This window comes from Brevibacterium ihuae (genome assembly GCF_900184225.1).
Taxonomy (GTDB): Bacteria; Actinomycetota; Actinomycetes; order Actinomycetales; family Brevibacteriaceae; genus Brevibacterium; species Brevibacterium ihuae.
Window position 1 is genome coordinate 1,182,798 of sequence record NZ_FXWZ01000003.1, and the last position, 21,584, is coordinate 1,204,381.

General features: G+C 71.7%; 22 protein-coding genes. 15 read left to right on the forward strand and 7 right to left on the reverse strand.

Annotated elements, in window-relative coordinates:
* The first annotated feature begins 147 nt into the window (after positions 1-147).
* The 8 genes from C1A17_RS14605 (at position 148) to C1A17_RS10630 (ending at position 5,556) form a co-directional block, all read left to right on the forward strand.
* Complete coding sequence (locus tag C1A17_RS14605) at positions 148-1,176, forward strand: PucR family transcriptional regulator (protein ID WP_245873694.1); 1,029 nt, start codon at positions 148-150, stop codon at positions 1,174-1,176.
* A gap of 117 nt (positions 1,177-1,293) precedes the next feature.
* Positions 1,294-2,700 carry an MBL fold metallo-hydrolase gene (locus C1A17_RS10600; protein WP_101652935.1) on the forward strand — a complete coding sequence of 469 codons (1,407 nt, stop codon included), beginning with the start codon at positions 1,294-1,296 and terminating at the stop codon, positions 2,698-2,700.
* Positions 2,697-3,308, forward strand: coding sequence for a rhodanese-like domain-containing protein (locus C1A17_RS10605; protein ID WP_101652936.1), 612 nt, complete (start codon positions 2,697-2,699; stop codon positions 3,306-3,308). The genes C1A17_RS10600 and C1A17_RS10605 overlap by 4 nt, the downstream gene beginning before the upstream one ends.
* 66 nt (positions 3,309-3,374) lie before the next feature.
* Positions 3,375-4,307, forward strand: coding sequence for a sulfite exporter TauE/SafE family protein (locus C1A17_RS10610; protein ID WP_101652937.1), 933 nt, complete (start codon positions 3,375-3,377; stop codon positions 4,305-4,307).
* Positions 4,304-4,666: a thioredoxin gene (gene trxA / locus C1A17_RS10615; protein ID WP_101652938.1), complete on the forward strand. Its 363-nt coding sequence runs from the start codon at positions 4,304-4,306 to the stop codon at positions 4,664-4,666. The genes C1A17_RS10610 and trxA overlap by 4 nt, the downstream gene beginning before the upstream one ends.
* Positions 4,667-4,730: 64 nt before the next feature.
* A complete protein-coding gene (locus tag C1A17_RS10620; RefSeq protein WP_101652939.1) occupies positions 4,731-5,009 on the forward strand; it encodes a metal-sensitive transcriptional regulator in 279 nt (92 codons plus the stop codon).
* A 42-nt stretch (positions 5,010-5,051) separates the two neighbouring features.
* Positions 5,052-5,222, forward strand: coding sequence for a hypothetical protein (locus C1A17_RS10625; RefSeq protein WP_101652940.1), 171 nt, complete (start codon positions 5,052-5,054; stop codon positions 5,220-5,222).
* 136 nt (positions 5,223-5,358) lie between these two features.
* On the forward strand, positions 5,359-5,556 hold the full coding sequence (locus C1A17_RS10630) for a hypothetical protein (protein ID WP_101653657.1): 198 nt from the start codon (positions 5,359-5,361) through the stop codon (positions 5,554-5,556).
* A 24-nt stretch (positions 5,557-5,580) separates the two neighbouring features.
* Here C1A17_RS10630 and C1A17_RS10635 read toward each other — a convergent pair whose 3' ends face one another.
* The 3 genes from C1A17_RS10635 to C1A17_RS10645 all read right to left on the reverse strand — a co-directional run bounded on the left by C1A17_RS10635 (position 5,581) and on the right by C1A17_RS10645 (position 9,498).
* Positions 5,581-6,876 carry a M20 family metallo-hydrolase gene (locus C1A17_RS10635; protein ID WP_245873695.1) on the reverse strand — a complete coding sequence of 432 codons (1,296 nt, stop codon included), beginning with the start codon at positions 6,874-6,876 and terminating at the stop codon, positions 5,581-5,583.
* A gap of 70 nt (positions 6,877-6,946) precedes the next feature.
* Positions 6,947-8,302, reverse strand: coding sequence for an MFS transporter (locus C1A17_RS10640; RefSeq protein ID WP_245873696.1), 1,356 nt, complete (start codon positions 8,300-8,302; stop codon positions 6,947-6,949).
* Positions 8,303-8,595: 293 nt separating this feature from the next.
* Positions 8,596-9,498, reverse strand: a complete 903-nt coding sequence (locus tag C1A17_RS10645) for a LysR substrate-binding domain-containing protein (protein ID WP_101652943.1) — start codon at positions 9,496-9,498, stop codon at positions 8,596-8,598.
* A gap of 75 nt (positions 9,499-9,573) precedes the next feature.
* Between C1A17_RS10645 and C1A17_RS10650 the strand changes: the two genes are divergently transcribed.
* The gene (locus C1A17_RS10650) at positions 9,574-10,599 is read left to right on the forward strand and encodes an ornithine cyclodeaminase (protein ID WP_101652944.1); all 1,026 of its coding nucleotides are present in this window, start codon (positions 9,574-9,576) and stop codon (positions 10,597-10,599) included.
* Here the strand turns inward: C1A17_RS10650 and C1A17_RS10655 are convergent.
* Positions 10,572-11,036, reverse strand: coding sequence for a hypothetical protein (locus C1A17_RS10655; protein WP_101652945.1), 465 nt, complete (start codon positions 11,034-11,036; stop codon positions 10,572-10,574). The two genes, C1A17_RS10650 and C1A17_RS10655, sit on opposite strands and share 28 nt — an antisense overlap.
* Before the next feature lie 274 nt (positions 11,037-11,310).
* On the opposite strand from C1A17_RS10655, the gene C1A17_RS10660 reads away from it, so the two are divergent.
* Both C1A17_RS10660 and C1A17_RS10665 read left to right on the forward strand, forming a co-directional pair.
* A complete protein-coding gene (locus C1A17_RS10660; RefSeq protein ID WP_101652946.1) occupies positions 11,311-12,342 on the forward strand; it encodes a bile acid:sodium symporter family protein in 1,032 nt (343 codons plus the stop codon).
* 90 nt (positions 12,343-12,432) lie between these two features.
* Positions 12,433-13,155 (forward strand): DUF421 domain-containing protein, encoded by a 723-nt coding sequence (locus C1A17_RS10665; protein ID WP_101652947.1) that lies wholly within the window; start codon positions 12,433-12,435, stop codon positions 13,153-13,155.
* A 99-nt stretch (positions 13,156-13,254) separates the two neighbouring features.
* Here C1A17_RS10665 and C1A17_RS10670 read toward each other — a convergent pair whose 3' ends face one another.
* Positions 13,255-15,303: an NADH:flavin oxidoreductase gene (locus C1A17_RS10670; RefSeq protein WP_101652948.1), complete on the reverse strand. Its 2,049-nt coding sequence runs from the start codon at positions 15,301-15,303 to the stop codon at positions 13,255-13,257.
* Between the two features lie 115 nt (positions 15,304-15,418).
* Here C1A17_RS10670 and C1A17_RS10675 point away from each other — a divergent pair, with 115 nt between their 5' ends.
* Positions 15,419-16,090 carry a GntR family transcriptional regulator gene (locus C1A17_RS10675; RefSeq protein ID WP_245873697.1) on the forward strand — a complete coding sequence of 224 codons (672 nt, stop codon included), beginning with the start codon at positions 15,419-15,421 and terminating at the stop codon, positions 16,088-16,090.
* Positions 16,087-17,001, forward strand: a complete 915-nt coding sequence (locus C1A17_RS10680) for a DNA-3-methyladenine glycosylase family protein (RefSeq protein ID WP_101652950.1) — start codon at positions 16,087-16,089, stop codon at positions 16,999-17,001. Before C1A17_RS10675 ends, C1A17_RS10680 begins: the two co-directional genes overlap by 4 nt.
* Before the next feature lie 34 nt (positions 17,002-17,035).
* On the opposite strand, the gene C1A17_RS10685 is transcribed toward C1A17_RS10680, so the two are convergent.
* Complete coding sequence (locus tag C1A17_RS10685; protein ID WP_101652951.1) at positions 17,036-18,028, reverse strand: hypothetical protein; 993 nt, start codon at positions 18,026-18,028, stop codon at positions 17,036-17,038.
* A 106-nt stretch (positions 18,029-18,134) separates the two neighbouring features.
* Complete coding sequence (locus C1A17_RS10690; protein WP_101652952.1) at positions 18,135-19,367, reverse strand: pyridoxal phosphate-dependent aminotransferase; 1,233 nt, start codon at positions 19,365-19,367, stop codon at positions 18,135-18,137.
* Between the two features lie 232 nt (positions 19,368-19,599).
* On the opposite strand from C1A17_RS10690, the gene C1A17_RS10695 reads away from it, so the two are divergent.
* Positions 19,600-20,496 carry a TRIC cation channel family protein gene (locus C1A17_RS10695; protein WP_101652953.1) on the forward strand — a complete coding sequence of 299 codons (897 nt, stop codon included), beginning with the start codon at positions 19,600-19,602 and terminating at the stop codon, positions 20,494-20,496.
* A 10-nt stretch (positions 20,497-20,506) separates the two neighbouring features.
* The gene (locus C1A17_RS10700; protein ID WP_180953301.1) at positions 20,507-21,571 is read left to right on the forward strand and encodes a phosphotransferase; all 1,065 of its coding nucleotides are present in this window, start codon (positions 20,507-20,509) and stop codon (positions 21,569-21,571) included.
* The last annotated feature ends 13 nt before the right edge of the window (positions 21,572-21,584 follow it).

Sequence of the window (21,584 nt, forward strand, 5' to 3'; positions counted from 1 at the left end):
TCGAGGGTGCCGACGAGCAGCGCATCGTCGACACCACCGCAGAACTCCTCGGGACCGCGGTCGTCCTGGAGGATGCCGCGCACCGCGTCCTCGCATTCAATGCGGCGGGAGGGAGCGTCGACGCCCTGCTCGCCGAATGGACCGCCCGTGCGGGCGGGGAGGGTCGTCGGGGGTCTGCAGCCGGTGCGGCTGCAGACCCCCGTGGGGGTGAGCGGGCGGCGCTGGGGCCGCCTCGTGGTGCCCGACGCGGGGTGCGGGACGGAGTCGGCCGCGCACGTGCTCGAGCGCGCCGGCCAAGCGGTGACGCTTGCGCGGATGGCCGCGCAGGACCGGCGCGATCTGCTCCAGCAGGCACGCACGGGCTTCATCCAGGAGCTCATGGACGGCGCGCTCACCGACCCCCGGCCGGCGCTCGCCCGGGCCGAGGCGCTCGGCATGCGCAGCGCGCCGGTGTACCTGCCGTTCGTCGTCCAGCTCGAACCGGTGCCCGGTGAGGACCCGACCGGGCTCCAGCTGCGGGAGCGCGCTGCCCTCGACGCGATGAGCGCCGCAGCGCGCACGCTGCGGCTGCCCGCGCTCGCCGGGGGCCTGCGCTCGGGATCGTTCGCCGTGCTGCTCGGCCTCGGCTCCGCCGACGACGTCGACGGGCGGCTGGGCGACCTCCTCGAGCGGGCGGGTCGGCTCCTCGACGGCGGAGGCGAAGGCGCTGACGAGGAGCGGCCGGTGCCGTGGATCGTCGGGGTGGGACCGGCCGCGGACTCGCTCAGCGGTGCGGCCCCCGGGCTCGAGGAGGGCGTCCGGATCGTCGAGGTCGTCGCGACGATGGAGGTCCGCCGCCGGCCGTTCTACCGTTTCGCGGACGTGCGCCTGCGCGGGGTGCTGTCGGCGCTCCGGGAGGATCCGCGGATGCGCGCCTTCGCCGGCGCGGAGCTCGGCGGGCTCATCGCCGCCGAGGGGCCGGAAGTCATCGGGTTCCTCCGTGTCCTCCTCGAGAGTGGAGGCAACAAGGCGGCGGCGGCCCGCCGGTCGCACCTGAGCCGACCGGCCCTCTATGCGCGGATCGCCCGGATCGAGTCGGCGCTCGGGGTCTCGCTCGAGGACGCCGAATCGCGGCTCGCGGTGCACGTGGCGCTCCTCTGGCTCGAGGTCGGCGGGCGGGTGGACGGATCGCGGTGAGCGCCCGGGCCGCGTGGGACGGATCCGGCGCCCGCGCCCGGAGTTCTCGCGGTTCTTGCATACCCCTGGGGGTATGTGCGACACTGGATCCATCACCCACCCGACCCAGGAGACGACATGCTTCTCGAACGCATCTACGACGAGGACCTCGCGCAGGCGAGCTACTTCATCGGCTGCCAGGCGAAGGGCGAGGCCGTCGTGGTCGACGCCCGCCGCGACATCGCCGAGTACCTCGAGCTCGCCGCTCACCATGGCATGACCATCACCGCGGTCACCGAGACCCACATCCACGCCGACTACCTCTCCGGCTCCCGCGAGCTCGCCGCCGCGACCGGCGCCGAGCTCTACGTCTCCGGTGACGGCGACGCGGACTGGCAGTACGGATTCGACGCCACCCGCCTGCACGACGGCGACACCATCACCATCGGGAACATCACCATCCGGGCGCGCCACACCCCGGGCCACACCCCGGAGCACCTCGTGTTCCTCGTGACCGACGGCGCCTTCGCCGACGAACCGGGGTACATGCTCTCCGGTGACTTCGTGTTCGCCGGGGACCTCGGCCGTCCCGACCTCCTCGATGAGGCCGCCGGCGGCGTCGACACCCGGTTCGGCGGGGCGAAGCAGCTCTTCGCGAGCCTCAAGACGGTGTTCCTCGAACTCCCCGACCATGTCCAGGTGTTCCCGGCGCACGGCGCCGGCAGCGCGTGCGGCAAGGCGCTCGGCGCGCTCCCGTCGACCACGGTCGGCTACGAGCGGAACTTCGCCTGGTGGGCCCCGTACCTGCGCGACGACGACGAACAGGGCTTCGTCGACGAGCTCCTCGACGGGCAGCCCGACGCCCACGCGTACTTCGGGCGGATGAAGCGGGAGAACCGCGACGGTCCGCGGATCCACGGTGAGCTCCCCGAGCTGCGGCGGATGACCCGCGACGAGGTCGAGAAGGCGCTCGCCGCGGACGAGGCGATCTTCGTCGACACCCGTCCCAACACCGAGGTGCACGCAGGCACGGTCGCCGGGTCGCTCAACATCCCGGGTCCGGCCAAGGCCGCGACCTACGGCGGCTGGGCCTACGATCCGGAGCGCGAATCGCGCGGGCTCATCCTGCTCGCCCCGGACGAGGAGACCGCCGAGGACTTCCGCGATCACCTGCTGCGCGTGGGCATCGACACCGTCATCGGCTTCACCCCCGACATCGACGGGCTGCCGTCGACCGTGCCGGCGATGATCGCCCCGTCCGAGCTCGGGTCCTTCGATGCCGCCCTCGTCCTCGACGTCCGGAACAAGACCGAGCACGCCGACGGCCACATCCCGGGTTCGTCCCAGCTCAGCGCCGGCCGCGTCCTGTGGAACCTCGAGGAGCTGCCGCAGGACGGCCCCATCGTCACCTACTGCCAGTCGGGGGTCCGGAACTCCGTGGCCGCGAGCGCGCTGCGTCGCGAGGGCTACGACATCGTCGAGCTCGAGGGCAGCTACGCCGGATGGTCGGCGTGGCAGGCCGAGTCCGCGGAGGCCGCTCGATGACCGCCGCACCGACGACCGCCCCCACCCGCATCACCGCGATCGACGCCGAGGAGCTCCGGCAGCGCCTCGTCGACGACGAGCAGCTGACGATCATCGACGTCCGCACGCCCGGGGAGTTCGACTCAGTCCACATCCGTGGCTCGTACAACGTGCCGCTGCCGCTCCTGTCGGAGCACACGCGGGAGCTCGCCGAACGGCTCGAGGGCCACGTGGTCCTCATCTGCCAGTCCGGGAACCGGGCGCAGCAGGCGTGCGGACGGCTCCATGACGTCGGACTCGCCGAGGCGACCGTGCTCACCGGCGGCATCGCCGAGTTCGAGGCCGCCGGCGGGGACGTCGTCCACGGGGCGCGCCGCTGGGCGATGGATCGCCAGGTCCGGATGACCGCAGGGTCGCTCGTGCTGCTCGGTGTGCTCGGCAGCCGCTTCGTCTCACCGAAGTTCGGATTCCTCGCCGGCGCGATCGGTGCCGGCCTCGCGTACTCGGCGGCGAGCGACTCGTGCGCGATGGCCTCGGCGCTGTCGAAGATGCCGTGGAACCGCACCGCGGTCGATCCGACGCTCGAGAACTCGATCCGTGCGATCCCCGCGGCGCCGCAGGCCCTCTGAACCCCGGTCGCCCGGGCTCCGGCCCGGGCGACCGTCACCACCCGTACTGAAGAAGGAGGAGGTGCAGTGGACCTCACCATGATCGGAATCCTCGTCGCCGCAGTGGCGATCGGGGTCTCGCTCGGCCTGCTCGGCGGCGGAGGGTCGATCCTCACGGTTCCGCTGCTCTCCTACGTCGCGGGACTCGACGCCAAAGAGGCGATCGCGGCTTCGCTGTTCGTCGTCGGCACGACCTCGGCGGTGAGCGTCATCGCCCACGCCCGGCAGGGCAATGTCCGCTGGCGAACGGGTCTGATCTTCGGCGCGGCCGGAATGGCCGGCGCCTTCGGCGGCGGCCTGCTCGGCGGAATCATCCCCGGGACCATCCTCATGATCGCCTTCGCGCTCATGATGCTCGCCACCGCCGGGGCCATGCTCCGGGGGCGGAGGAAGCAGGCCGCGGCAGGCGAGCCGAGCGCGCACTCGCGCGAACTGCCCGTCGTGCGCATCGTCGTCGACGGGCTGATCGTCGGCTTCGTCACCGGCCTCGTCGGTGCCGGAGGAGGCTTCCTCGTCGTTCCCGCCCTCGCCCTGCTCGCCGGACTGCCGATGGCCGCGGCCGTGGGGACGTCGCTCCTCGTCATCGCCCTCAAGTCCTTCGCCGGGCTCGCGGGGTACCTCACCTCGGTGTCGCTCGACTGGGGACTCGTCCTCGGTGTCACCGCGGCCGCGATCATCGGCAGCGTCATCGGTGCGACGCTCTCCTCGAAGGTGCCGGAGGCCGCTCTGCGGAAGGGCTTCGGAGTCTTCGTCCTCGTCATGGGCGTCATCGTCCTGTGGCAGGAGCTCCCCGGCCCGTACGACCTCGCGGTCCTCGCGGCAGCCGCCCTCGCGGCGGTGCTCGCCGGGATCTGCCTGCTGCTCGGCGACCGGTGTCCGGTGCCGCTGCGGGGACGCCGGGCGGACCGACCCGAACTCCACACCCGAGAACCATCGATCCCGAAGGGACCACAGACATGACCACCATCACCCTCACCGGCGACACCTTCGCCCGGACGATCGCCGACCAGGACATCGTGCTCGTCGACTTCTGGGCGAGCTGGTGCGGACCGTGCCGGATGTTCGCACCGGTGTTCGAGGCCGCCTCCGCCGAGCATCCCGAGATCGTCTTCGCGAAGGTCGACACCGAGGCCGAACAGGCACTCGCCGCGGCTGCGCAGATCACCTCGATCCCCACGCTCATGGCGTTCCGCGAAGGCGTGCTCGTCTTCTCCCAGGCGGGTGCGCTGCCGGCTCCCGCGCTCGCGGAGCTCATCGAGAAGGTCAAGGGTCTCGACATGGACGAGATCCACCGTTCCGTCGCCGCTCAGCAGGCTTGACACCCGCCGCCGGTGCGGGGCCCGACAGGGTCGCCGCACCACCCCACGAGAAAGCGAGACCGCCATGCGCACCGCCGATCCCGACACCCAGCGCAAGATCCTCCACCGCCTCAAGCGGGCGCGAGGACAGCTCGACGCGGTGATCCGCGCCGTCGAGTCGCAGGGCTCGTGCCGCGATGTCGTCACCCAGCTCGCCGCGGTGTCCACCGCAGTCGACCGGGCCGGCTTCATGGTCGTGTCCTCGGCCATGCAGTACTGCATCGTCGATCCGGAAGGCGCGGCCGAGACCGAGGACGGACTCACCAAGGACGAGCTCGAGAAGCTCTTCCTCTCCCTGTCCTGACCCACCACCCACACCAGCACCACTGATGAGAGGACCCGAACCATGTGCCGAGCAGTGACCTGCAAGAAGTGCGGAAAGACGACCTGGGCCGGCTGCGGCCAGCACGTCGACCAGGTGATGAAGGGCGTGCCCCGGGCGGACCGCTGCCCCGGTCACGAGAACGACCCGAAGAGCGAGAAGCAGGGCTTCCTCGCGAAGATGTTCGGCCGCTGAGCCGAACCTCCGGTACGTCGGGGCCCGGTGACGCAGTGCGCGTCGCCGGGCCCCGACGTACCGGTAGAGTGGATGGCTCCCGGGGAACGCCGACCGCATCGGCGCCGCCCGCCCTCACCGAACGATGGGAGCCTTCGTGGACAAGCCGAGCGGAGCCGACAGCTTCTCGCGCTGGTACCGATTCACCTCACGCCTGGAGTACATGCTGCTCCACGTGTTCGGGCCGGCGACGGGCAACGGTCGGAACGACCCGCGCGTGCGCAACCGGCGCGAATACGAGCGTCGGCGCGACCTCCACGAGCAGTGGCTCGTGACGCAGGGCCGGCCGGACTGAGACCGCTTCCCGCCGGCGCCCGTCTCAGTCGGAGGCGGACCCGGGGAACCCGACTCCGCTGAGCTCGCCGCCGAGCATCCGTCCGAGGACGGCGACGAGGGCGGTGAGTCCGGAGACCATGTCCTCGTCCGTGGTGAACTCGCGCTCGCAGTGGGAGACGCCGTCCACCGACGGGATGAACATCATCACGGTCGGGGCGACGGTGTTGAGCGGGATCGAGTCGTGCCCGGCCATCGTCCGGATCCGCCGGATGCCCATCCCGAGGTCGGCTGCGGTCTTCTCCACGAGCTCGACCCCCTCGACGGGGAAGTAGAGATTGGGACGCACGTCGAAGTCGCGCGAGACGATCTCCAGCCCCAGCCGCTCGCCGAGCTCGGCGAAGCGCTCGAGCAGGCGCTCGCGGGCGTCCTTGACGATCTGCGGATCGTCGGCCCGCAGGTCCGCGACGAGGTGGACGCGGGAGTTGACGACGATCGGTGAGTTCGGCTCGACCGTCACCTGCCCGACAGACGACACGAGCGTCTCCTCCGGGAACTCGCGGCAGATCTCCTGGAACATCAGCACGACGTGCGAGGCGCCGACGAGTGCGTCGCGCCGGTCGGCCATGGCCGTCGCGCCGGTGTGCGACTGCTCGCCGAGGACCTCGATGTCGAGCTTCTGCGTGTACCAGGACGAGTCGACCGCGCCGAGCGGGAGCCCCTCGCGCTCGAGGATGCGCCCCTGCTCGATGTGGATCTCGGCGTAGCCGGCGAGCGCGTCGAGCGACGGCGCCGGATCGGAGCCCAGGTACCCGATCGATTCGAGCGCCTCCCGCACCGTCACCCCGTCGAGGTCGGCGACGTCGAGCATCTCCTCCCGGTCCATGAGGCCGGCGTACACGGAGCTGCCCATGATGGACGGGGCGAAGCGGCCGCCCTCCTCGTCGAACCAGTCGACGACGACGAGATCGTACTCAGCGACGAGCTCGCCGGCAGCGATCCGCTGCTCGACCTCGGCTGCGGCATGGAGGGAGGCGATGACCCCGTAGGCCCCGTCGAAGCGTCCGCCGCGCGGCTGCGAGTCGAGGTGGGAGCCGGTGAGGATGAACGGGGTGTGCTCCTCGGCGCCCTCGACGAGTCGCACGCGGGCGAAGAGGTTGCCGATCCCGTCGACGGAGACCTCCCATCCGCGCTCGGCGGCGAAGGCGCGGAACCAGTCACGGGTGCGTCGGTCCTCCTCGGTGGCGGCCGGTCGGTGCACTCCTCCCCGATCGGTGGCGCCGATCGTCGCGACGTGGTGGAAGTTCTCGAGGAAGGTCTCGGTGATGTTCGGTGCGGACACGGATGCAGGTCTCCTCTGCTGGGTGGTCGGCCCCGGGTGACGGAGCCGCGGGGCGGTCAGGGGTTCGGCGTCAGGCGTGCGCGGCGCCGGTCGTCTCGTCGTGGTCGTGGGCATGGAACCCGCGCGTCTCCGGAACGCGGCCGAAGATGAGGAACAGGAGGACGAGGAGGGCGATGCCGATGACGTAGAAGGCGGGCGAGAACGCGACGTCCGTCGCATCGACGAGAGCGGTCCCGACGAACGGGGCGGTGCCGCCGAGCACGGCGTAGCCGACGTTGTAGCTGAAGGCCGCCGAGGTGAACCGGGTCTTGGGCTCGAACACCTCGACGAAGAAGGTGTAGCACCCGCCGCCGTAGATGGTGATCGCGACGACGAAGATCAGCTGGCCGACGAGGGCGAGTCCCATGGAGCCGCTGGTGACGAGCATGAATGCGGGGACCGCGAGCACCGCGAGCGCGAGCGTGCCCGCGATCATCATCGGCTTGCGGCCGACCTTGTCCGACACCGCGCCGAACACGGGCAGGAGGATGGTGTACGCGAGCATCGCGAGCCCGTTGAGGAGGAGCGACTGGTTGCGGCTCAGGCCGCCGACCGTCTCGACGTAGGACACGAAGTAGCCGGAGAGGAAGTAGAAGCCCATCGCGGTGAGGCCCATGATGATGACGACCTGGATCATCTTCACCCAGTTGTTGCGGAACGCGTCGCGCACCGGCGTCGACTGCTCGGCCACGGCGGACTTCTCCTCGACGATCTCCTTGAACACCGGCGACTCCTCCGTCTTGGCGCGGATGATGAGACCGATGAAGGCGAGCGGCAGCGCCAGGAGGAACAGGATGCGCCAGCCCCAGGCGACGAAGGATTCATCGCTCATCGACGCGGAGAGCACGAGGAAGAGCGTGGCGGCGAAGACCGAGGGCAGTGCGGTGGCGGCGAGCGTGACGTTGACGAACATCCCGCGTCGGTTCACGGGGGCGTGCTCGAACACGAAGGACGGGGCGCCGACCGATTCGCCGCCGGCGGAGAAGCCCTGGAGCAGGCGCAGGAGCACGAGGAGCACGGTTGCCAAGATGCCGATCGAGTCGTACCCGGGGAGCAGGCCGATCGCGGTGGTCGCCGCGCCGATGGTCAGCAGGGTCGCGACGAGGACGTTCCGCCGTCCGATCCGGTCCCCGAGGGCGCCGAAGAACAGGCCGCCGACGGGGCGGATGAAGAAGGCGACGCCGTACGTCGCGAAGAGTGCGAGGAGTGCAGTCGCCTGGTTGTCGCCGGGGAAGAAGATCTGGGACAGCACGACGGCCGAGATGCCGTAGAGCGCGAAGTCGTAGAACTCGATGAACTGCCCGACGCTGCCCCCGAGGAGGACGCGTCGCTGCATGGGCGTGATGCCCGTCGTGCCGGCGGCAGCCGGTGAAGTGGTGTGAGTCATGCCACGTGACGTTAGCCATACGGATAAGCGAAGTAAATGGGTGGGTGAGCTCCCCGCGCGGACCGCCGGCCGGAGCTGTTACCGCGGTGTTTCGCGGAGTTGACGGCGGTATGGCGTCGGCGGTGCGGACACTCGGGCCGCCGATGCTCGGATTACCGGCCTGACCACGGGGAACGGGAGATCGACCGGCGGCCCGATGCGGTGCCGTCATCTAACTCTTCAGTTTTCAGAATAAATTGTGGTGATGGGAAACCATCGAAAGATTCCGTGGGCCGGTGCGGCGCGCTCCGGGCTCAGCGCGGCGTGATGAGTCTCCGGCACAGATCCATGAAGGCCTCGGCGGTCCGATTGCCGACCTCCTCCGGGTGGCACACGATATGGACCGGCAGCGGAGCGAGGTCCCCGGCGAGCTCGATGGTGCGGAGCGCCTCCCCGCCGTAGGTGCGGTCGTTCGGCACCCGCTGATTCAGCAGCGCGAAGCCGAAGCCCCGCGCGACGAGCCCCCGGACGGTCTCGTAGCCGTTGAGCCGGAAGCGGACGCCCGGGGTGAGGCCGGCGGAGCGGAAGAGCCCGAGGTAGTACGCGCCGGTGTGCGGCAGGTCGAGGAGGATGAGCGGATCCCTGACGAGCTCGGAGAGCGGGACGGGGCCGCTCCGCGCGGCGAGGTGATGGGTGGCCGGGACGATCGCGTGCGGCCGGATCTCCTCGAGGAGCTCGGTGTGGAGCCCGGTGAAGGGGACCATCGAGGACGACACCGCGACATCGACCTGGCGGTCGTGGACGAGCCGCGTGAGCTCCTCCTGGTCGGCCTCGATGAGCTCGACCGCCACCTCGGGGTGCTGCTGGGTGAACGCCTGGAGCAGCTGCGGGGCGCGGAAGGGGGCCATCGGCTGGTACATGCCGATCCTCAGACGTCCGCCGAGCGGGCCGGCGGTGCGCGCGATCGACTCCTCCATCGCCCGCGCCTGCGCGAGGAGGAGCACCGCGTCCTCGAAGAACCGCCTGCCCGACCGGGTCAGGCGGACTCCGCGGCGCGGCATCCGTTCGAGGAGATCGGTGCCGAGCTCGCGCTCGAGCTGCTTGATCGAGGACGAGAGCGCCGGCTGGGAGACATGGAGGCGCCGTGCGGCGACGGTCATGCTGCCGGCGCGTGCCGCTTCGGTGAAGTGCGCGAGCTGCACGAGGGAGAACGCCACCGGGACCGCCTTTCGTCACCGCCATGATAGGCCGCACGCCGAGTCCGCCGGCGCCGGCCGCGGTACCCTCGGACCATGCTCGCCCGCCTCCTCGCCGACGACGACGTCCGGGCGCTGCTCACCCCGGAGCTCGCCGTCGGGACCATGCTCGCCGCACTCGCCGACCACGGGCGCGATGCGCTCGCCGCCCCGCCGCGCATGTCCGCGGACCTCGGGGGATCCCAGCTGACCCTCACCGCCGGGGCCACCCCGACCCACTACGGCTACCGCTCCTACGACACCCGCGGCCTCCCGCGGGCGGAGCAGGTCGTCGTCGCCCACAGCGCGGCGACGGGCGAGGTCGAGACGATCGCCGTGGGGAACCTCATCGGACCGCGCCGTACCGGGGCGCTGGGCGGGGCGGCCGCCTCGCTCCTCGCCGGACCCGGACCGCACGCGGTCGCGGTCATCGGATCGGGTGTGCAGGCGCGCAACCAGCTGTGGGCGCTCGGCGGCGTCCTCGACATCGCCGAGGTGCGCATCCACTCACCGCGGCCTGCGCGGCGGGAGCGCCTGGCCGCGCACGCCCGCGATTCCCTCGGCCTGCCCGCGCGCGCCGTCGCCTCGACCGGCAAGGCGGTGCGCGACGCGACGGTCGTCGTCCTCGCGACGAGCGCAGAGTCCCCGGTCCTCGCCGCCGGCGACCTGGCGCCCGACGTCCTCGTCCACACCCTCGGCGTCGCCGCGGGCGGCCGCGCCGAGATCCCCTCGGAGCTCCTTGCCGATGCCTTCGTCACCGCGGACTCTCCCGCGCAGCACCTGAGCGAGATCGATCCGCTGCTCCCTCCCGAGGGCGCCCGGGCGATCGTGCCCCTCGGGGCGGTGGCCGCCGGTCGCGTGACGCCTCCGGCCGGCGGCCGGCGGATCTACCTGTCCCGGGGACTGGCCGGGACCGAGGTCGCGCTCCTCGCCGCCATCAGCGCGGCGGCCGACCGAGCCGAGGGGGTCGATGCCGCCCGCGGGACGACCGACGCGCTCGCAGATCCCGGACCGGGTCGGCGGGAAGGCTCGCGACACGGGCCGCCGGCCGCAGGTCAGTCCGCGGATCCATCGGCGGTGTAGCCGACCACCCGCTCGGTGCCGTCGGCGTCCCGGGTGACGATCGGGCGCAGGCCCCGGCACGGCTCCAGGGGTGCCGGCGGCCCGTCCGTGGAGAACCGGACCGAGCGGACCCGGCCCGGGCCGAGGAAGAGCGCCGAGCTGCCGAGCGCCACCTGCACCGGGGAGCCCGGGGGCAGGTCCTCGGCGAGGGACCGGTGATGGACGCCCCACCACGGCGCGTCCCCGTCGAGGAGGCGGCCGTGCACGGCGCCGTTCGGATCCGCCTCGACCACGACGGCATCCTGCCACCGCTCGGGCTTCGTATTCAGCAGCCGGGCCTGGATGAAGTGGACGAGGTGGCCGGGGGAGGTGCGCCTGCACTCGCCGCCCTCCGAGACGCGGGCGAGCGTCGTGCGCGGGTCGAGGCCGTGGTCGCGGGGATCGAAATCGGTGGTCATCGGGTCTCACTCCTGGAGGTTCGGGATCCGGCGCGGCATCCTCCACTCTGCCCGGACCGGGTGCGCGGGAGCCGCTCCCGCGTCACCGACCGACCGGAACCGTCGTCCGCGGTCATCCGGTGACGCGCGGTGTCATCTGCGCATCCGCCCGGGCGCGGTCCCGAGGCGGCCGCACGCTTTCGACAGAATGTGAGACGACTATCTCGATCCCTGAGCATGTCGTAGAATCGCTCGGGTCCACGACCACCCGATCACCCCGACCAAGGAGCGACCGATGCCGGACACCACCACCCCTGCGGATGAATCGCGGGCCGCGGCCACCTCGGCCCGGGAAGCGCGCAGCGGCTACATCGCCGTCACCGTCTTCCCGCTCCTCATCATCCTCGGCGGCGTCGTCGGCTACTTCGCCGCGGACACCGTGTCCCAGGCGGCGCCGGCGGTGAATCCGCTGCTCGGGATCGTGATGTTCACCATGGGCCTCACGCTGCGCCCGGTCGACTTCGGGATGGTCGCCAAGCGACCGCTGCCGGTGCTGCTCGGCGTCATCGCGCAGTTCGTCATCATGCCGCTCGTCGCCCTCCTCGTCGTCTTCATCCTCGGCCTCCCGCCGGAGATCGCCGCCGGCGTCATCCTCGTCGGCTGCGCGCCCGGCGGCACGGCCTCGAACGTCGTGGCCTACCTCGCCCGCGGCGACGTCGCGCTGTCGGTGACGATGACCTCGGTGTCCACGCTGCTCGCCCCCCTCCTCACCCCGATCCTCACCCTGTGGCTGGCCGGACAGTACCTGCCGGTGGCCGCGGGTCCGATGGCCCTCACCATCGTCCAGATCGTGCTCGTCCCGGTGATCCTCGGCGTCGTCGTCCGGCTGCTGCTGACGAACCTCGTCACCCGCCTGCTCCCGATCCTGCCGTGGCTCTCCGTGCTCACGATCGCGACGATCGTGGCGATCGTCGTGTCCGGCAGCGCCGACCGGATCATCGAGGCCGGACTCCTCGTCCTCGCCGCCGTGATCCTCCACAACGCCATCGGCATGGCCCTCGGATACGGAGCTGCGGCCCTGTTCCGCCTCCCGCTGCCCTCGCGTCGGACCGTCGCCATCGAGGTCGGGATGCAGAACTCCGGCCTGGCAGCCGGACTGGCGGCGCAGTATATGAACCCGCTCGCCGCTCTGCCGGGCGCGGTGTTCTCCGTGTGGCACAACGTCTCCGGAGCGCTGTTCGCGCTCATCTGCCAGAACATCGATCGGCGCCGAGCCGGTGCCGGCCGGACGCAGGCACCCGACGCCGCGCCGGTCGACGCGCGCTGAGACCGGATCGCGCCCGGCAGGACGGCCGTGCGACGAGCCGGTGTCGGGGTGAGTGCGGCGCGACGGTGACCGAGCGCTAGGCTCGGGACCATGCCGGGCAGGGACGCACTCGTCGACGCACTCGGGATCGAGCTGTGGCGGATCCCGGTCGTGGTCTTCTCCGCGATCGCGATCTATCTCGCGTTCCTGCTCTTCGTCAAGATCTTCGGCGCCCGTGTGCTCGCGGTGACCTCGAGCTTCGACGTCGTCGTGACGATCATGTTCGGCGCCGTCGCCGGCCGCGTCATCCTCGGCCACCCGCCGACGCTCGCCGCCGGCATCATCGGCCTGCTCACCCTCATGGTCGCGGAAGCGGTGTTCGGCGCGCTCCGGAGCTGGCGGGGGATGCGCCGTCTCCTCGAATCGTCCGGAGTCGTCGTCATGGCCCACGGCAGGGTGGTCGAGGACCACCTGCGACGGTCCCATGTCACCCGGAGCGACATCATGGCCGCTCTGCGGGCGCGCGGAGTGCCGAATCCCGACGCGGTCCAGTGCGTGATCCTCGAAGCGACCGGCGGGCTGTCGGTCTTCGCCTCCGGGGAGCCGATCGATCCGCGCGTCCTCGAGGGCGTCGTCGGAGCGGAGCTCGTCATCGGGGCGCCCGCACCGTCGGATGCAGAGTCCGGTGCCGAGGTGCGCGGAGCCGGCCCCGCCTCGGCCGGGGGAGCCGCTGCGCCGGGCCCCGATGCTCCGGAATCCGGCGACGGGGCCGGGGAGAGAGCGGGCGAAGCGTACCGCCCGGGGCGCGGCCCCGCCGACGGCCCGCAGCGCTGACCGCCTCCCACCGACGACGAATACCGCCGACCGGCCTGTTGCGAGTACGGCCGACCGGTCGTCGAGGAGTGGGCGCGGGCCCGCCGGGGCGGGTGCTCCTCAGACGAGCAGACCCAGGCGCAGCGCGTCGAGGATCGCGGCGTGGACATTGCGGCTCGTCACCGCATCGCCGATCCGGAACAGGTCGTAGCCGGGCCCGTCGCCGGTGGCCGCGTAGCCGCGCGTCCGGGCGCGCAGCGGACCGATGAGCGCCGCCTGCTCCACCGCGCCGCCGTTGCGCGACCCGGGCTTGAGCGCCGTGTAGAGCTCGTCATTGGGCACCGTCCCGTGGTCGACGACGACGGCGTCCACAGCGAGCACCGCGTCGGTGTCCGAGTACTCGTTGCGCAGGGTCGCCCGCAGCCGGCCGTCCGCCCGTTCGACGTCGACGAGCCGTTCGGCGAGGCGCACCTCGACCCCGCACCGTCCGAACACCTCGAGGTACGCCGGCGAGTTCATCGAGCCGACGTCGATCCCGATCATCCGCTCCGGGGATGCGTACACGACCTGCGCTCCCGCCTCGGCGAGGCGCTCGACGGCATCGAGCGCCGGGTTGAGGCCGTGGTCGTCGAACACGAGGACCGTCCCCCGCTTGGGCACCTGATCGGTCATGACGTCCCACACGTCGTGGACGAACCGGCCGCCCGCGGTGACGGCGGCGTCCGGTACGCCGCCGGTCGCCACGATCACCGTGTCCGGGTCGAGGGCAGCGATCGCCTCCTCGTCGGCGAAGGTGTTGAACGCGAACTCGACTCCGTGCTTGCGCGCCTGCTGGTACCGCCAGTCGACGATCCCGATGAGGTCGCGGCGGCGCGGGGAGCGGGCGGCGATCCGCACCTGCCCGCCGTACTCGCCGCTCGCCTCGAGCACGGTGACGCGATGCCCGCGCACCGCGCACACCCGGGCGGCCTCGAGCCCGCCGGGACCGGCGCCCACGACGACGACGTGCCGGGGTCGGGCGACCTCGGCAGAGGGTACCTCCTGCGGGAGCGTGAGCTCGCGTCCGGTCGCAGGATTGTGGACGCAGTGGGCGGCGCCGGACACGTAGATGCTGTCGAGGCAGAGGTTCGCGCCCACGCACGGCCGGATGTCGTCCTCCTGCCCCGCCTCGATCTTCCGCACGAGGTGCGGGTCGGCGAGGTGGGCCCGGGTCATGCCGACGAGGTCGACGCAGCCGTCGGCGATCGCGTGCCGGGCGGTGGGGACGTCGGCGATCCGGGTGGCGTGCATGACCGGGATGGGGATCTGCGTGCGGATCCGTCGGCACACCTCGAGCGCCGGGGCCGAGGGCGTTCCCATCCCCGGGATCGTGGACGCGAGGATCCGGTCGGAGTCGACCCGGCCCCTGATGAGCGAGAGGAAGTCGATGCCGTGCTCGGCGTAGATCCGCAGGATCTCCACCGCCTCGTCCTCGGTCACCCCGTCCTCACGGCACTCGTCGACGCTCATCCTGATGCCGACGACGAAGTCCCTCGGCACGGCGGCGCGCACCGCATCGATGACCATGAGCGGGAAGCGGAGGCGGTTCTCCAGGCTGCCGTTGTACTCGTCGTCGCGCGCATTGATCCAGGGGGAGACGAAGGCATCCATGAGGTGCCCGTAGTGCTGGAGCTCGAGGCCGTCGAGCCCGGCGGCGGCGACGCGGCGGGCCGCGGCGGCGTAGTCGGCGACGATCCGCTCGATGTCGAAGTCCTCGGCCTCCTTCGCGAAGGCCCGGTGCTGGGTCTCGCGGTACCGGCTCGGGGCGATGAGCGGCAGCCAGTCGCCGGAGTAGTTCGAGGTGCGCGCGCCGAGGTGCGTCACCTGGATCATCACCGCGGCGCCCGCGGCATGGCAGTCGGAGGCGAGCTTGTCGAGCCACGGCACCACCGCGTCGTCGGACAGGTCGATGTTGCCGAAGGAGGCCGGGGAATCCTTGGACACGCAGGCGGAGCCGCCGATCATCGTCAGTCCCACCCCGCCGCGGGCCTTCTCTACGTGGTAGACGCGATACCGGTCCTTGGGCATGCCGTCCTCGGTGTAGGCCGGCTCGTGGGAGGTCGACACGATACGGTTGCGCAGCTGCAGCGAGCCGAGGGTGAAGGGTTCGAGCAGGGGGTCGGACGTCATGGCGCCTCCATGTCGGGTGATCGGTAATCGATTACCGAATGCTGAGAGTATAGTGATGGATATCACAGCGATGTCAAGGGTCGGCGGCGTAATCCGCGAGCCGGAAAGGGAGTGCATGGGCGGGAACGACGAGGGCGCAGACCGCAGGGTGGAGCGCGGACGCTCCTTCCGCGAGCACGCGCTCGACGCGATTCGCACGGCGATCACCACCGGGGAGCTCGCCGAGCACACCGTCTACTCCGCAGCCGGGCTCGCCAAGCAGCTCGGGATGTCGCTCAGTCCCGTGCGCGAGGCGATGATGTCCCTCGTCGCCGAGGGCACCGTCGAGGCGGTGCCGAACCGCGGCTATCGCCTGGTTCCGGTGACCGAGGCCGATCTCGAGGAGATCATCCTGCTCCGCTCGCTGCTCGCCGTGCCGGCGGCCGAGCGGCTGTGCGCCGCGTGCGATCCCGCGACCCTCGAGCACCTGCGGACGCTCGCCGCGGAGGTGCTCGCGGCGGCGCAGGCCGCCGACGCGCCCCGGTTCCTCGGCGTCGACCGGCGGTTCCACGGGGAGCTGCTGCGGGCGGGCCTCGGTCCGCGCGCGGCCGACATCGGGCTCCGGCTGCGCGATCAGAGCCGGGTGAGCGAGCTCGGGGAGAAGCCGCCGGCGGTGAATCTCCGGAGCGCCGAGGAGACCGTGGACCTCGTCGAGGCGATCGCCGAGGGGCGCACCGAGGACGCCGCCGCCCTCGTCGTCGCGAACCTCTACTACTTCCGGAAGTCCGAGGAGTCGGCATCGGGATGATCCGGGAGCCCGAGGTCGTCCACCACCGGCTGGCGTTCACCCCGCCCTTCGACAGCGCGGCGTTCGCGGGCTTCCTCCGGGCCCACGCGGTGCAGGGCGTGGATGCTCTCGCCGGGCGCACGTACTCCCGGAATCTGCGGACCGCTCACGGTCCGACGCCGCTCGAGATCGATCTGCCCGAGCCGGATGGCGGGGAGGTCGTCGTGCGGCTCGGCGGCGATCCTGCCGGCCACCCGGAAGCGCTCGAGCGGGTGCGCCGGTTCCTCGACCTCGACCAGGATCCCGCGGAGGTGCGTGCGGCGCTCGGGGACGATCCGCTCGTCGGGCCGCTCGTGCGCGCACGGCCGGGGCTGCGGGTGCCCGGGGCGTTCGACCCGTTCGAGACCGCGGTGTTCGCGATCCTTGGACAGCAGGTCTCCCTCGCGGCGGCCCGGACGCTCGACGCCCGCTTCCACGCCGCGCTCTCACCCGAGGGCGTGCGCTTCCCGGAGCCGCGCGCGGTCTCCGCGCTCGACCCCGGGGAGCTCGCCGGGATCCTGCGCGTCCCCGGCATGCGTGCGCGGGCGATCGTCGGTGCCGCCGAGGTCTTCGCGGGGACCTGCGGCGACGCGGGCGCCGGCGACGAGGGTACCGATGGTGCGGGCGAGCGTTCGGCGCCGCTCCGCGCGCAGCTCCTCGCGGTCCCCGGGATCGGTCCCTGGACCGTCGACTACCTGCTGTTCCGGTGCACCGCGGACGCCGATGCCTACGTGCCGGGCGATCTCGTGCTCCGCAAGGCGCTCGCCGCTCGCACCGGCGAGGAGTCGACGGTGAGCGCTCGCACCGCGCAGGCGCTCGCCGAGCCGTGGCGACCGCACCGGGCGCGGGCGCTCATGCACCTGTGGACGGCAGCCGCCTACGACGCGCGCTGACGCGCGGCGGTCGACGAGAGGTCCGGGCGCGGCCTCAGCGCTCGTCGCGGACGATCTCGATCGCGGCCGGCTTGGGCCAGCTGTCCGCCGTCGCGTAGGGCTCCCAGTCGTCGATGTCCTCGCTCATCCCGATCCAGTCGGGCTCGACCTCGACGGCGTCGAGGAAGCCGTCCTCGATCCGCAGGGAGACGAGCGTCGGGATCCCGTCCGCGTCGGCGAAGCGGCCGCGCACGGGATGGAGGTGCGAATGGGGGAGGATCCGCGGGCCGTCGTGCGGCACCTCGACCCGGTAGTAGTTGTGGTCCCCGCTCATGAAGAAGCGGGCGGCGGCGAGCTGATCGCGCAGGCTCCGGGCGTTCGCGGACTCTCCGACGACGAGGAGTTCGAGCACCGCGCGCTGCGAGGGAGTGAGCTCGACCTCGATCTCCTCGTCGGGTCCGCCGGCGAAGCCGAACCCGGCGGTGCGGGCGTTGAGCTTCCGTTCGAGCGCAGTCATCACGGCGGTCGCGGCGACGGTGATTCCGGCCACGGCGACGCGGGGGTGCCGGATGCCGAGGCGGGCGAGCAGGTCATCGGCCCACCAGTTCGCGCCGATCCGAGCGTCGAAGAGGGCCGCGCTCAGCACGCCGCCGCCCAAGGCGATGCCGGTGGTGACGTTGCGAGCGGCGTAGGCATCGAGCTCCACGCTCTCCTCCACCGGGCTCGACAGCCACAGCGTCGCGCCGGACAGCGCTCCGTAGGCCAGCCGATAGGCGACACGGCCGGGGCCGGGTGCGACGTCGTCGGGTCGCATGAGGGAGAGCACCGCGGTGAGTCCGAGGGCCGCGGCGTCGGCGGCCGTGAGCGACATGTCGACGGCACGGAGGTCGAGGGTGCCGTCCTCGGACTCGGCGGAGTCGAACTCGAACTCCTCGACCTCGGCGGATCCGACGACCTCGTCGGACCTCGCGTCGTCGAGTCCGGGCCCGTCCACGGCGGTGCCGTCGAAGTCGGGGTCGCCGGCGGGGGTGGTGTTGATCTCACTCATGGGCCCATTGTGCCCAATCGGGCTGGGAGGCACGTCCAGCAGCGTCCCAGCCGCGTCCCAGGAGCGGCCGGGGTCGGATCGGCGCGGGCGTCGACCCTGCGGCTCCTCAGCTGCCGACCGCCGTCGCGATCTGCCGGTACCCGGAGAGGAACTCCTCGAGCCGGTCGAGGGCCTCGGCGAGCACCTCGACGCTCGGCAGGGTGACGAGTCGGAAGTGGTCCGGGGCCTTCCAGTTGAAGGCGGTGCCGTGGCTGACGAGGATCTTCTGCTCCCGCAGCAGATCGAGGGCGAACTGCTCGTCGTCGACGATCCCGAACTTCTCGGTGTCGAGCTTGGCGAAGAGGTAGAGCGCGCCGCGGGCGGGCGTGCAGCTCACTCCGTCGATCGCGTTGAGCCGTTCGGCCGACAGGCGCATCTGCGCACCGAGCCGGCCCTCGGGGAGGACGAGCTCCTCGATCGTCTGCCGCCCCCCGAGCGCGGCCTGGATCGCGTGCTGGGCCGGGACGTTGGCGCACATCCGCATGTTCGCGAGCAGCTTGATGCCCTCGATGTAGCTCTCGGCCTTCCAGTTCGGGCCGGTGATCGCGAGCCAGCCGGAGCGGTAGCCGGCGATCCGGTACGCCTTCGACAGCCCGGAGAACGTCAGGCACAGCACGTCCTCCCCGGTCAGGGTGGCCATGTTGACCATCTCCGCGCCGTCGTACGTGATCTTCTCGTAGATCTCGTCGGCGAACACGATGAGATCGTGCTCGCGGGCGATGTCGACGATCCCGGTGAGCAGCTCGCGGGAGTACACCGCCCCGGTCGGATTGTTGGGGTTGATGACGACGATGCCGCGGGTCTGCGGGGTGATCTTCGATCGGATGTCGTCGAGGTCGGGGTTCCAGGCGTCGTGCTCGTCGCACTCGTAGTGCACCGGGGTGCCGCCGGACAGTGCGACCGATGCGGTCCACAGCGGGTAGTCCGGTGTCGGCACGAGGATCTCGTCGCCGGGGTCGCACAGCGCCTGGAGCGAGAGCGTGATGAGCTCGCTCACCCCGTTGCCGAGGTAGACGTCGTCGGCGCCGAGATTGAAGATGCCCTTGGTCTCGTAGTACTGGACGACTGCGCGGCGGGCCGAGGGGATGCCGCGGGAGTCGCTGTAGCCCTGAGCCTCGGGCAGGTGCTTCATCATGTCGACGAGGATCGCGTCGGGCGCCTCGAAGCCGAAGGGAGCGGGGTTGCCGATGTTGAGCTTGAGGATCCGATGCCCCTCGGCCTCCATCCGGTCAGCCTCCTCGAGCACCGGTCCCCGGATGTCGTAGAGGACGTTGGACAGCTTGGCCGACTGCGTGAACATGGAGCCCTTTCGTCAAGGTGCGTGCGGAACCCGACCGCGGTGCGCGCTCCCGTGTGCGGGCAGCGGCGCGGTCCAGGTGCCGGGGTGGGTGCTTGAGGTCCACGATACGCCTGTGCCCCCGGGAACACCGGGCGTCAGAAGGTTCCACCTGTCAGCCTTTCGGTGAGTGCCCCCTGTCCGCGACCCGGGCGTCGGCCCGCGGCGCCTCCTGTGCCGGACTACTCTGGGAGGCGTGAACTCGCCCTCCGTTCTCCTCCTCGTCTTCGACCTGCTCGGCGTCTTCGCCTTCGCGGTGTCGGGCAATCTGCTCGCCGCCCGGCGGAACTTCGACATCACCGGCGGGCTCATCCTCGGCGTCCTCGCCGGCCTGGGCGGCGGGATCATCCGCGACGTCATCCTCGTCGCCGTCCCGACGTCCCTGCGGGAGCCGATCTACCTCGTGCCCCCGGTGCTCGCCGCGGTCATGGTCTATCTGCTCGGCCACCGCGCCGAGCGGGCCCGGGTGCCGATCGTCGTGTTCGACGCGATCGGCCTGGCGCTGTTCTCCGTCACCGGATCGATCATCGCGGTCGCCGCCGGGATGAATCTGCCGACCGCGGTCATCCTCGGCGTCGTCACCGCCACCGGCGGCGGGCTGCTCCGCGACGTCGTCGCCAACGAGGTCCCCGCGATCTTCAGCGGCTCCGACATCTACGTCATCCCCGCATTCTTCGGAGCGCTCACCGCGGCGCTCGTCCGCTTCAACGAGCTGTGGAACGTGTGGACGGGAACCGCGATCGTCGTTCTCGTCTTCGTCTTCCGGATGGTCGCCTGGCGGCTCCAGTGGCGCGTCCCGGCGCCCATGCGCGGCTGGTCCTTCCGCGCCATCCACGCGCAGGCCCGGAAGCGCGGTTCAGCGTTCCGCCCGCTCTGGGTGCGCCGCGGACCGGCGCGGGTCTCGGGCAGCCATGCGGCGGGCACGCGCGCGCCGGACGAGGGTGCGGCGGAGTCGGATCCGGCGTCGGCGAGCGGCGCGTGGCCGGCGTCGGAGGGCGAGCCCGGCACGATGCCGGAGGAGACGCCCGGAGACGCGCCGAGGAGCGGGGAGGGTCCCGGCTCCCACCCGCCCGACGGGGGATCCGGGCGGTAGGCTGGGCGGTATGACGCGCCCGCTGAGTTCGCTCGAGCCCGAGGAGATCACCGGGCTGTGCGCGGCGCACTTCGGCGTCGACGTCGAGTTCGAGGAGTTCCTCCCCGGCATCGTCGCGATCAACGTCCTGCTGAGAACGCAGACCGGCCGGTTCGTCCTCAAGGCCGAGCGGCCGTCGCCGACGATGACCCCCGAGCACTTCGACTGGGTGTGCCGCACCCAGGAGCGGGCGCGCACCGCGGGTCTCCCCGTCGCCGCGCAGGTGCCGGCCCGCACCCCGTTCACCGACCCGTCCACCGGGGAGTCCTCCGGAGCGCTCGCCCTCGTCGACATCGACGGCTCACCGGTGATGGTCCGGCTCCACGCCTTCCTCTCCGGACGCGACGCCGCGGCCGCGGAACCGGGCGCCGGCTATCCCGCCCGGGCCGGTGCGGTCGCCGCCCGCATGGTGACCGCGCTCGCCGATGCCCCCGCCGAGCCCGCGCCGGTGCTCCACCCCTGGTCATTCACCGCGAGCGGGGCCAACGTCGTGTTCGCCGTCGACCGCATCAACGCGCTCGAGGCCGCCGGCCGGGTGCCCGAGGAGTTCGGCACGCAGCTGTCCGCCGACCTCGCGCTCGTCCGCGCCCACGCACAGGAGTTCGAGCGCGCGGTGCGACCCCGCTTCGCCGAGCTCCCGCACCAGGTCGTCCACCAGGACCTCAACGATCACAACATCCTGTTCGACGCCGGTCGGATCTCCGGCGTCATCGACTTCAACGACGCGGCCACCGCCCCGCGGATCGCCGAGCTCGCGATCGCCGCCGCCGCGTGCATGATCGGCCGCGATGAGCCCACCGCGGCCCTGTGGTCCGCGCACGCGGCGTACGAGGAGGAGGCCGCCGGCACCTCGGCGTCGCTCACCGCGGCCGAGTCCGCGCTCCTCGAGCACGCCGCGATCACCCGGCTCGCGCTCGTCGCCTGCACGTGGACCGCCCGCGCCATCACCGCCCCGCCCGACCATCCGAACCAGGCGACCGGCCGGGAGCGGATGGCGAGCACCTGGCCGGTGCTCCGCGAGCTGCTCGGCCGCTGACACCCGACCCGCC

What these genes read in the sequence shown, in the direction of transcription:
- C1A17_RS10600 (WP_101652935.1), top strand. Translation starts at nt 1,294, where the DNA reads ATGCTTCTCGAACGCATCTACGACGAGGACCTCGCGCAGGCGAGCTAC.
- C1A17_RS10605 (WP_101652936.1), top strand. Translation starts at nt 2,697, where the DNA reads ATGACCGCCGCACCGACGACCGCCCCCACCCGCATCACCGCGATCGAC.
- trxA (WP_101652938.1), top strand. Translation starts at nt 4,304, where the DNA reads ATGACCACCATCACCCTCACCGGCGACACCTTCGCCCGGACGATCGCC.
- C1A17_RS10620 (WP_101652939.1), top strand. Translation starts at nt 4,731, where the DNA reads ATGCGCACCGCCGATCCCGACACCCAGCGCAAGATCCTCCACCGCCTC.
- C1A17_RS10625 (WP_101652940.1), top strand. Translation starts at nt 5,052, where the DNA reads ATGTGCCGAGCAGTGACCTGCAAGAAGTGCGGAAAGACGACCTGGGCC.
- C1A17_RS10640 (WP_245873696.1), bottom strand. Translation starts at nt 8,302, where the DNA reads ATGACTCACACCACTTCACCGGCTGCCGCCGGCACGACGGGCATCACG.
- C1A17_RS10650 (WP_101652944.1), top strand. Translation starts at nt 9,574, where the DNA reads ATGCTCGCCCGCCTCCTCGCCGACGACGACGTCCGGGCGCTGCTCACC.
- C1A17_RS10655 (WP_101652945.1), bottom strand. Translation starts at nt 11,036, where the DNA reads ATGACCACCGATTTCGATCCCCGCGACCACGGCCTCGACCCGCGCACG.
- C1A17_RS10660 (WP_101652946.1), top strand. Translation starts at nt 11,311, where the DNA reads ATGCCGGACACCACCACCCCTGCGGATGAATCGCGGGCCGCGGCCACC.
- C1A17_RS10665 (WP_101652947.1), top strand. Translation starts at nt 12,433, where the DNA reads ATGCCGGGCAGGGACGCACTCGTCGACGCACTCGGGATCGAGCTGTGG.
- C1A17_RS10670 (WP_101652948.1), bottom strand. Translation starts at nt 15,303, where the DNA reads ATGACGTCCGACCCCCTGCTCGAACCCTTCACCCTCGGCTCGCTGCAG.
- C1A17_RS10675 (WP_245873697.1), top strand. Translation starts at nt 15,419, where the DNA reads ATGGGCGGGAACGACGAGGGCGCAGACCGCAGGGTGGAGCGCGGACGC.
- C1A17_RS10680 (WP_101652950.1), top strand. Translation starts at nt 16,087, where the DNA reads ATGATCCGGGAGCCCGAGGTCGTCCACCACCGGCTGGCGTTCACCCCG.
- C1A17_RS10685 (WP_101652951.1), bottom strand. Translation starts at nt 18,028, where the DNA reads ATGAGTGAGATCAACACCACCCCCGCCGGCGACCCCGACTTCGACGGC.
- C1A17_RS10690 (WP_101652952.1), bottom strand. Translation starts at nt 19,367, where the DNA reads ATGTTCACGCAGTCGGCCAAGCTGTCCAACGTCCTCTACGACATCCGG.
- C1A17_RS10700 (WP_180953301.1), top strand. Translation starts at nt 20,507, where the DNA reads ATGACGCGCCCGCTGAGTTCGCTCGAGCCCGAGGAGATCACCGGGCTG.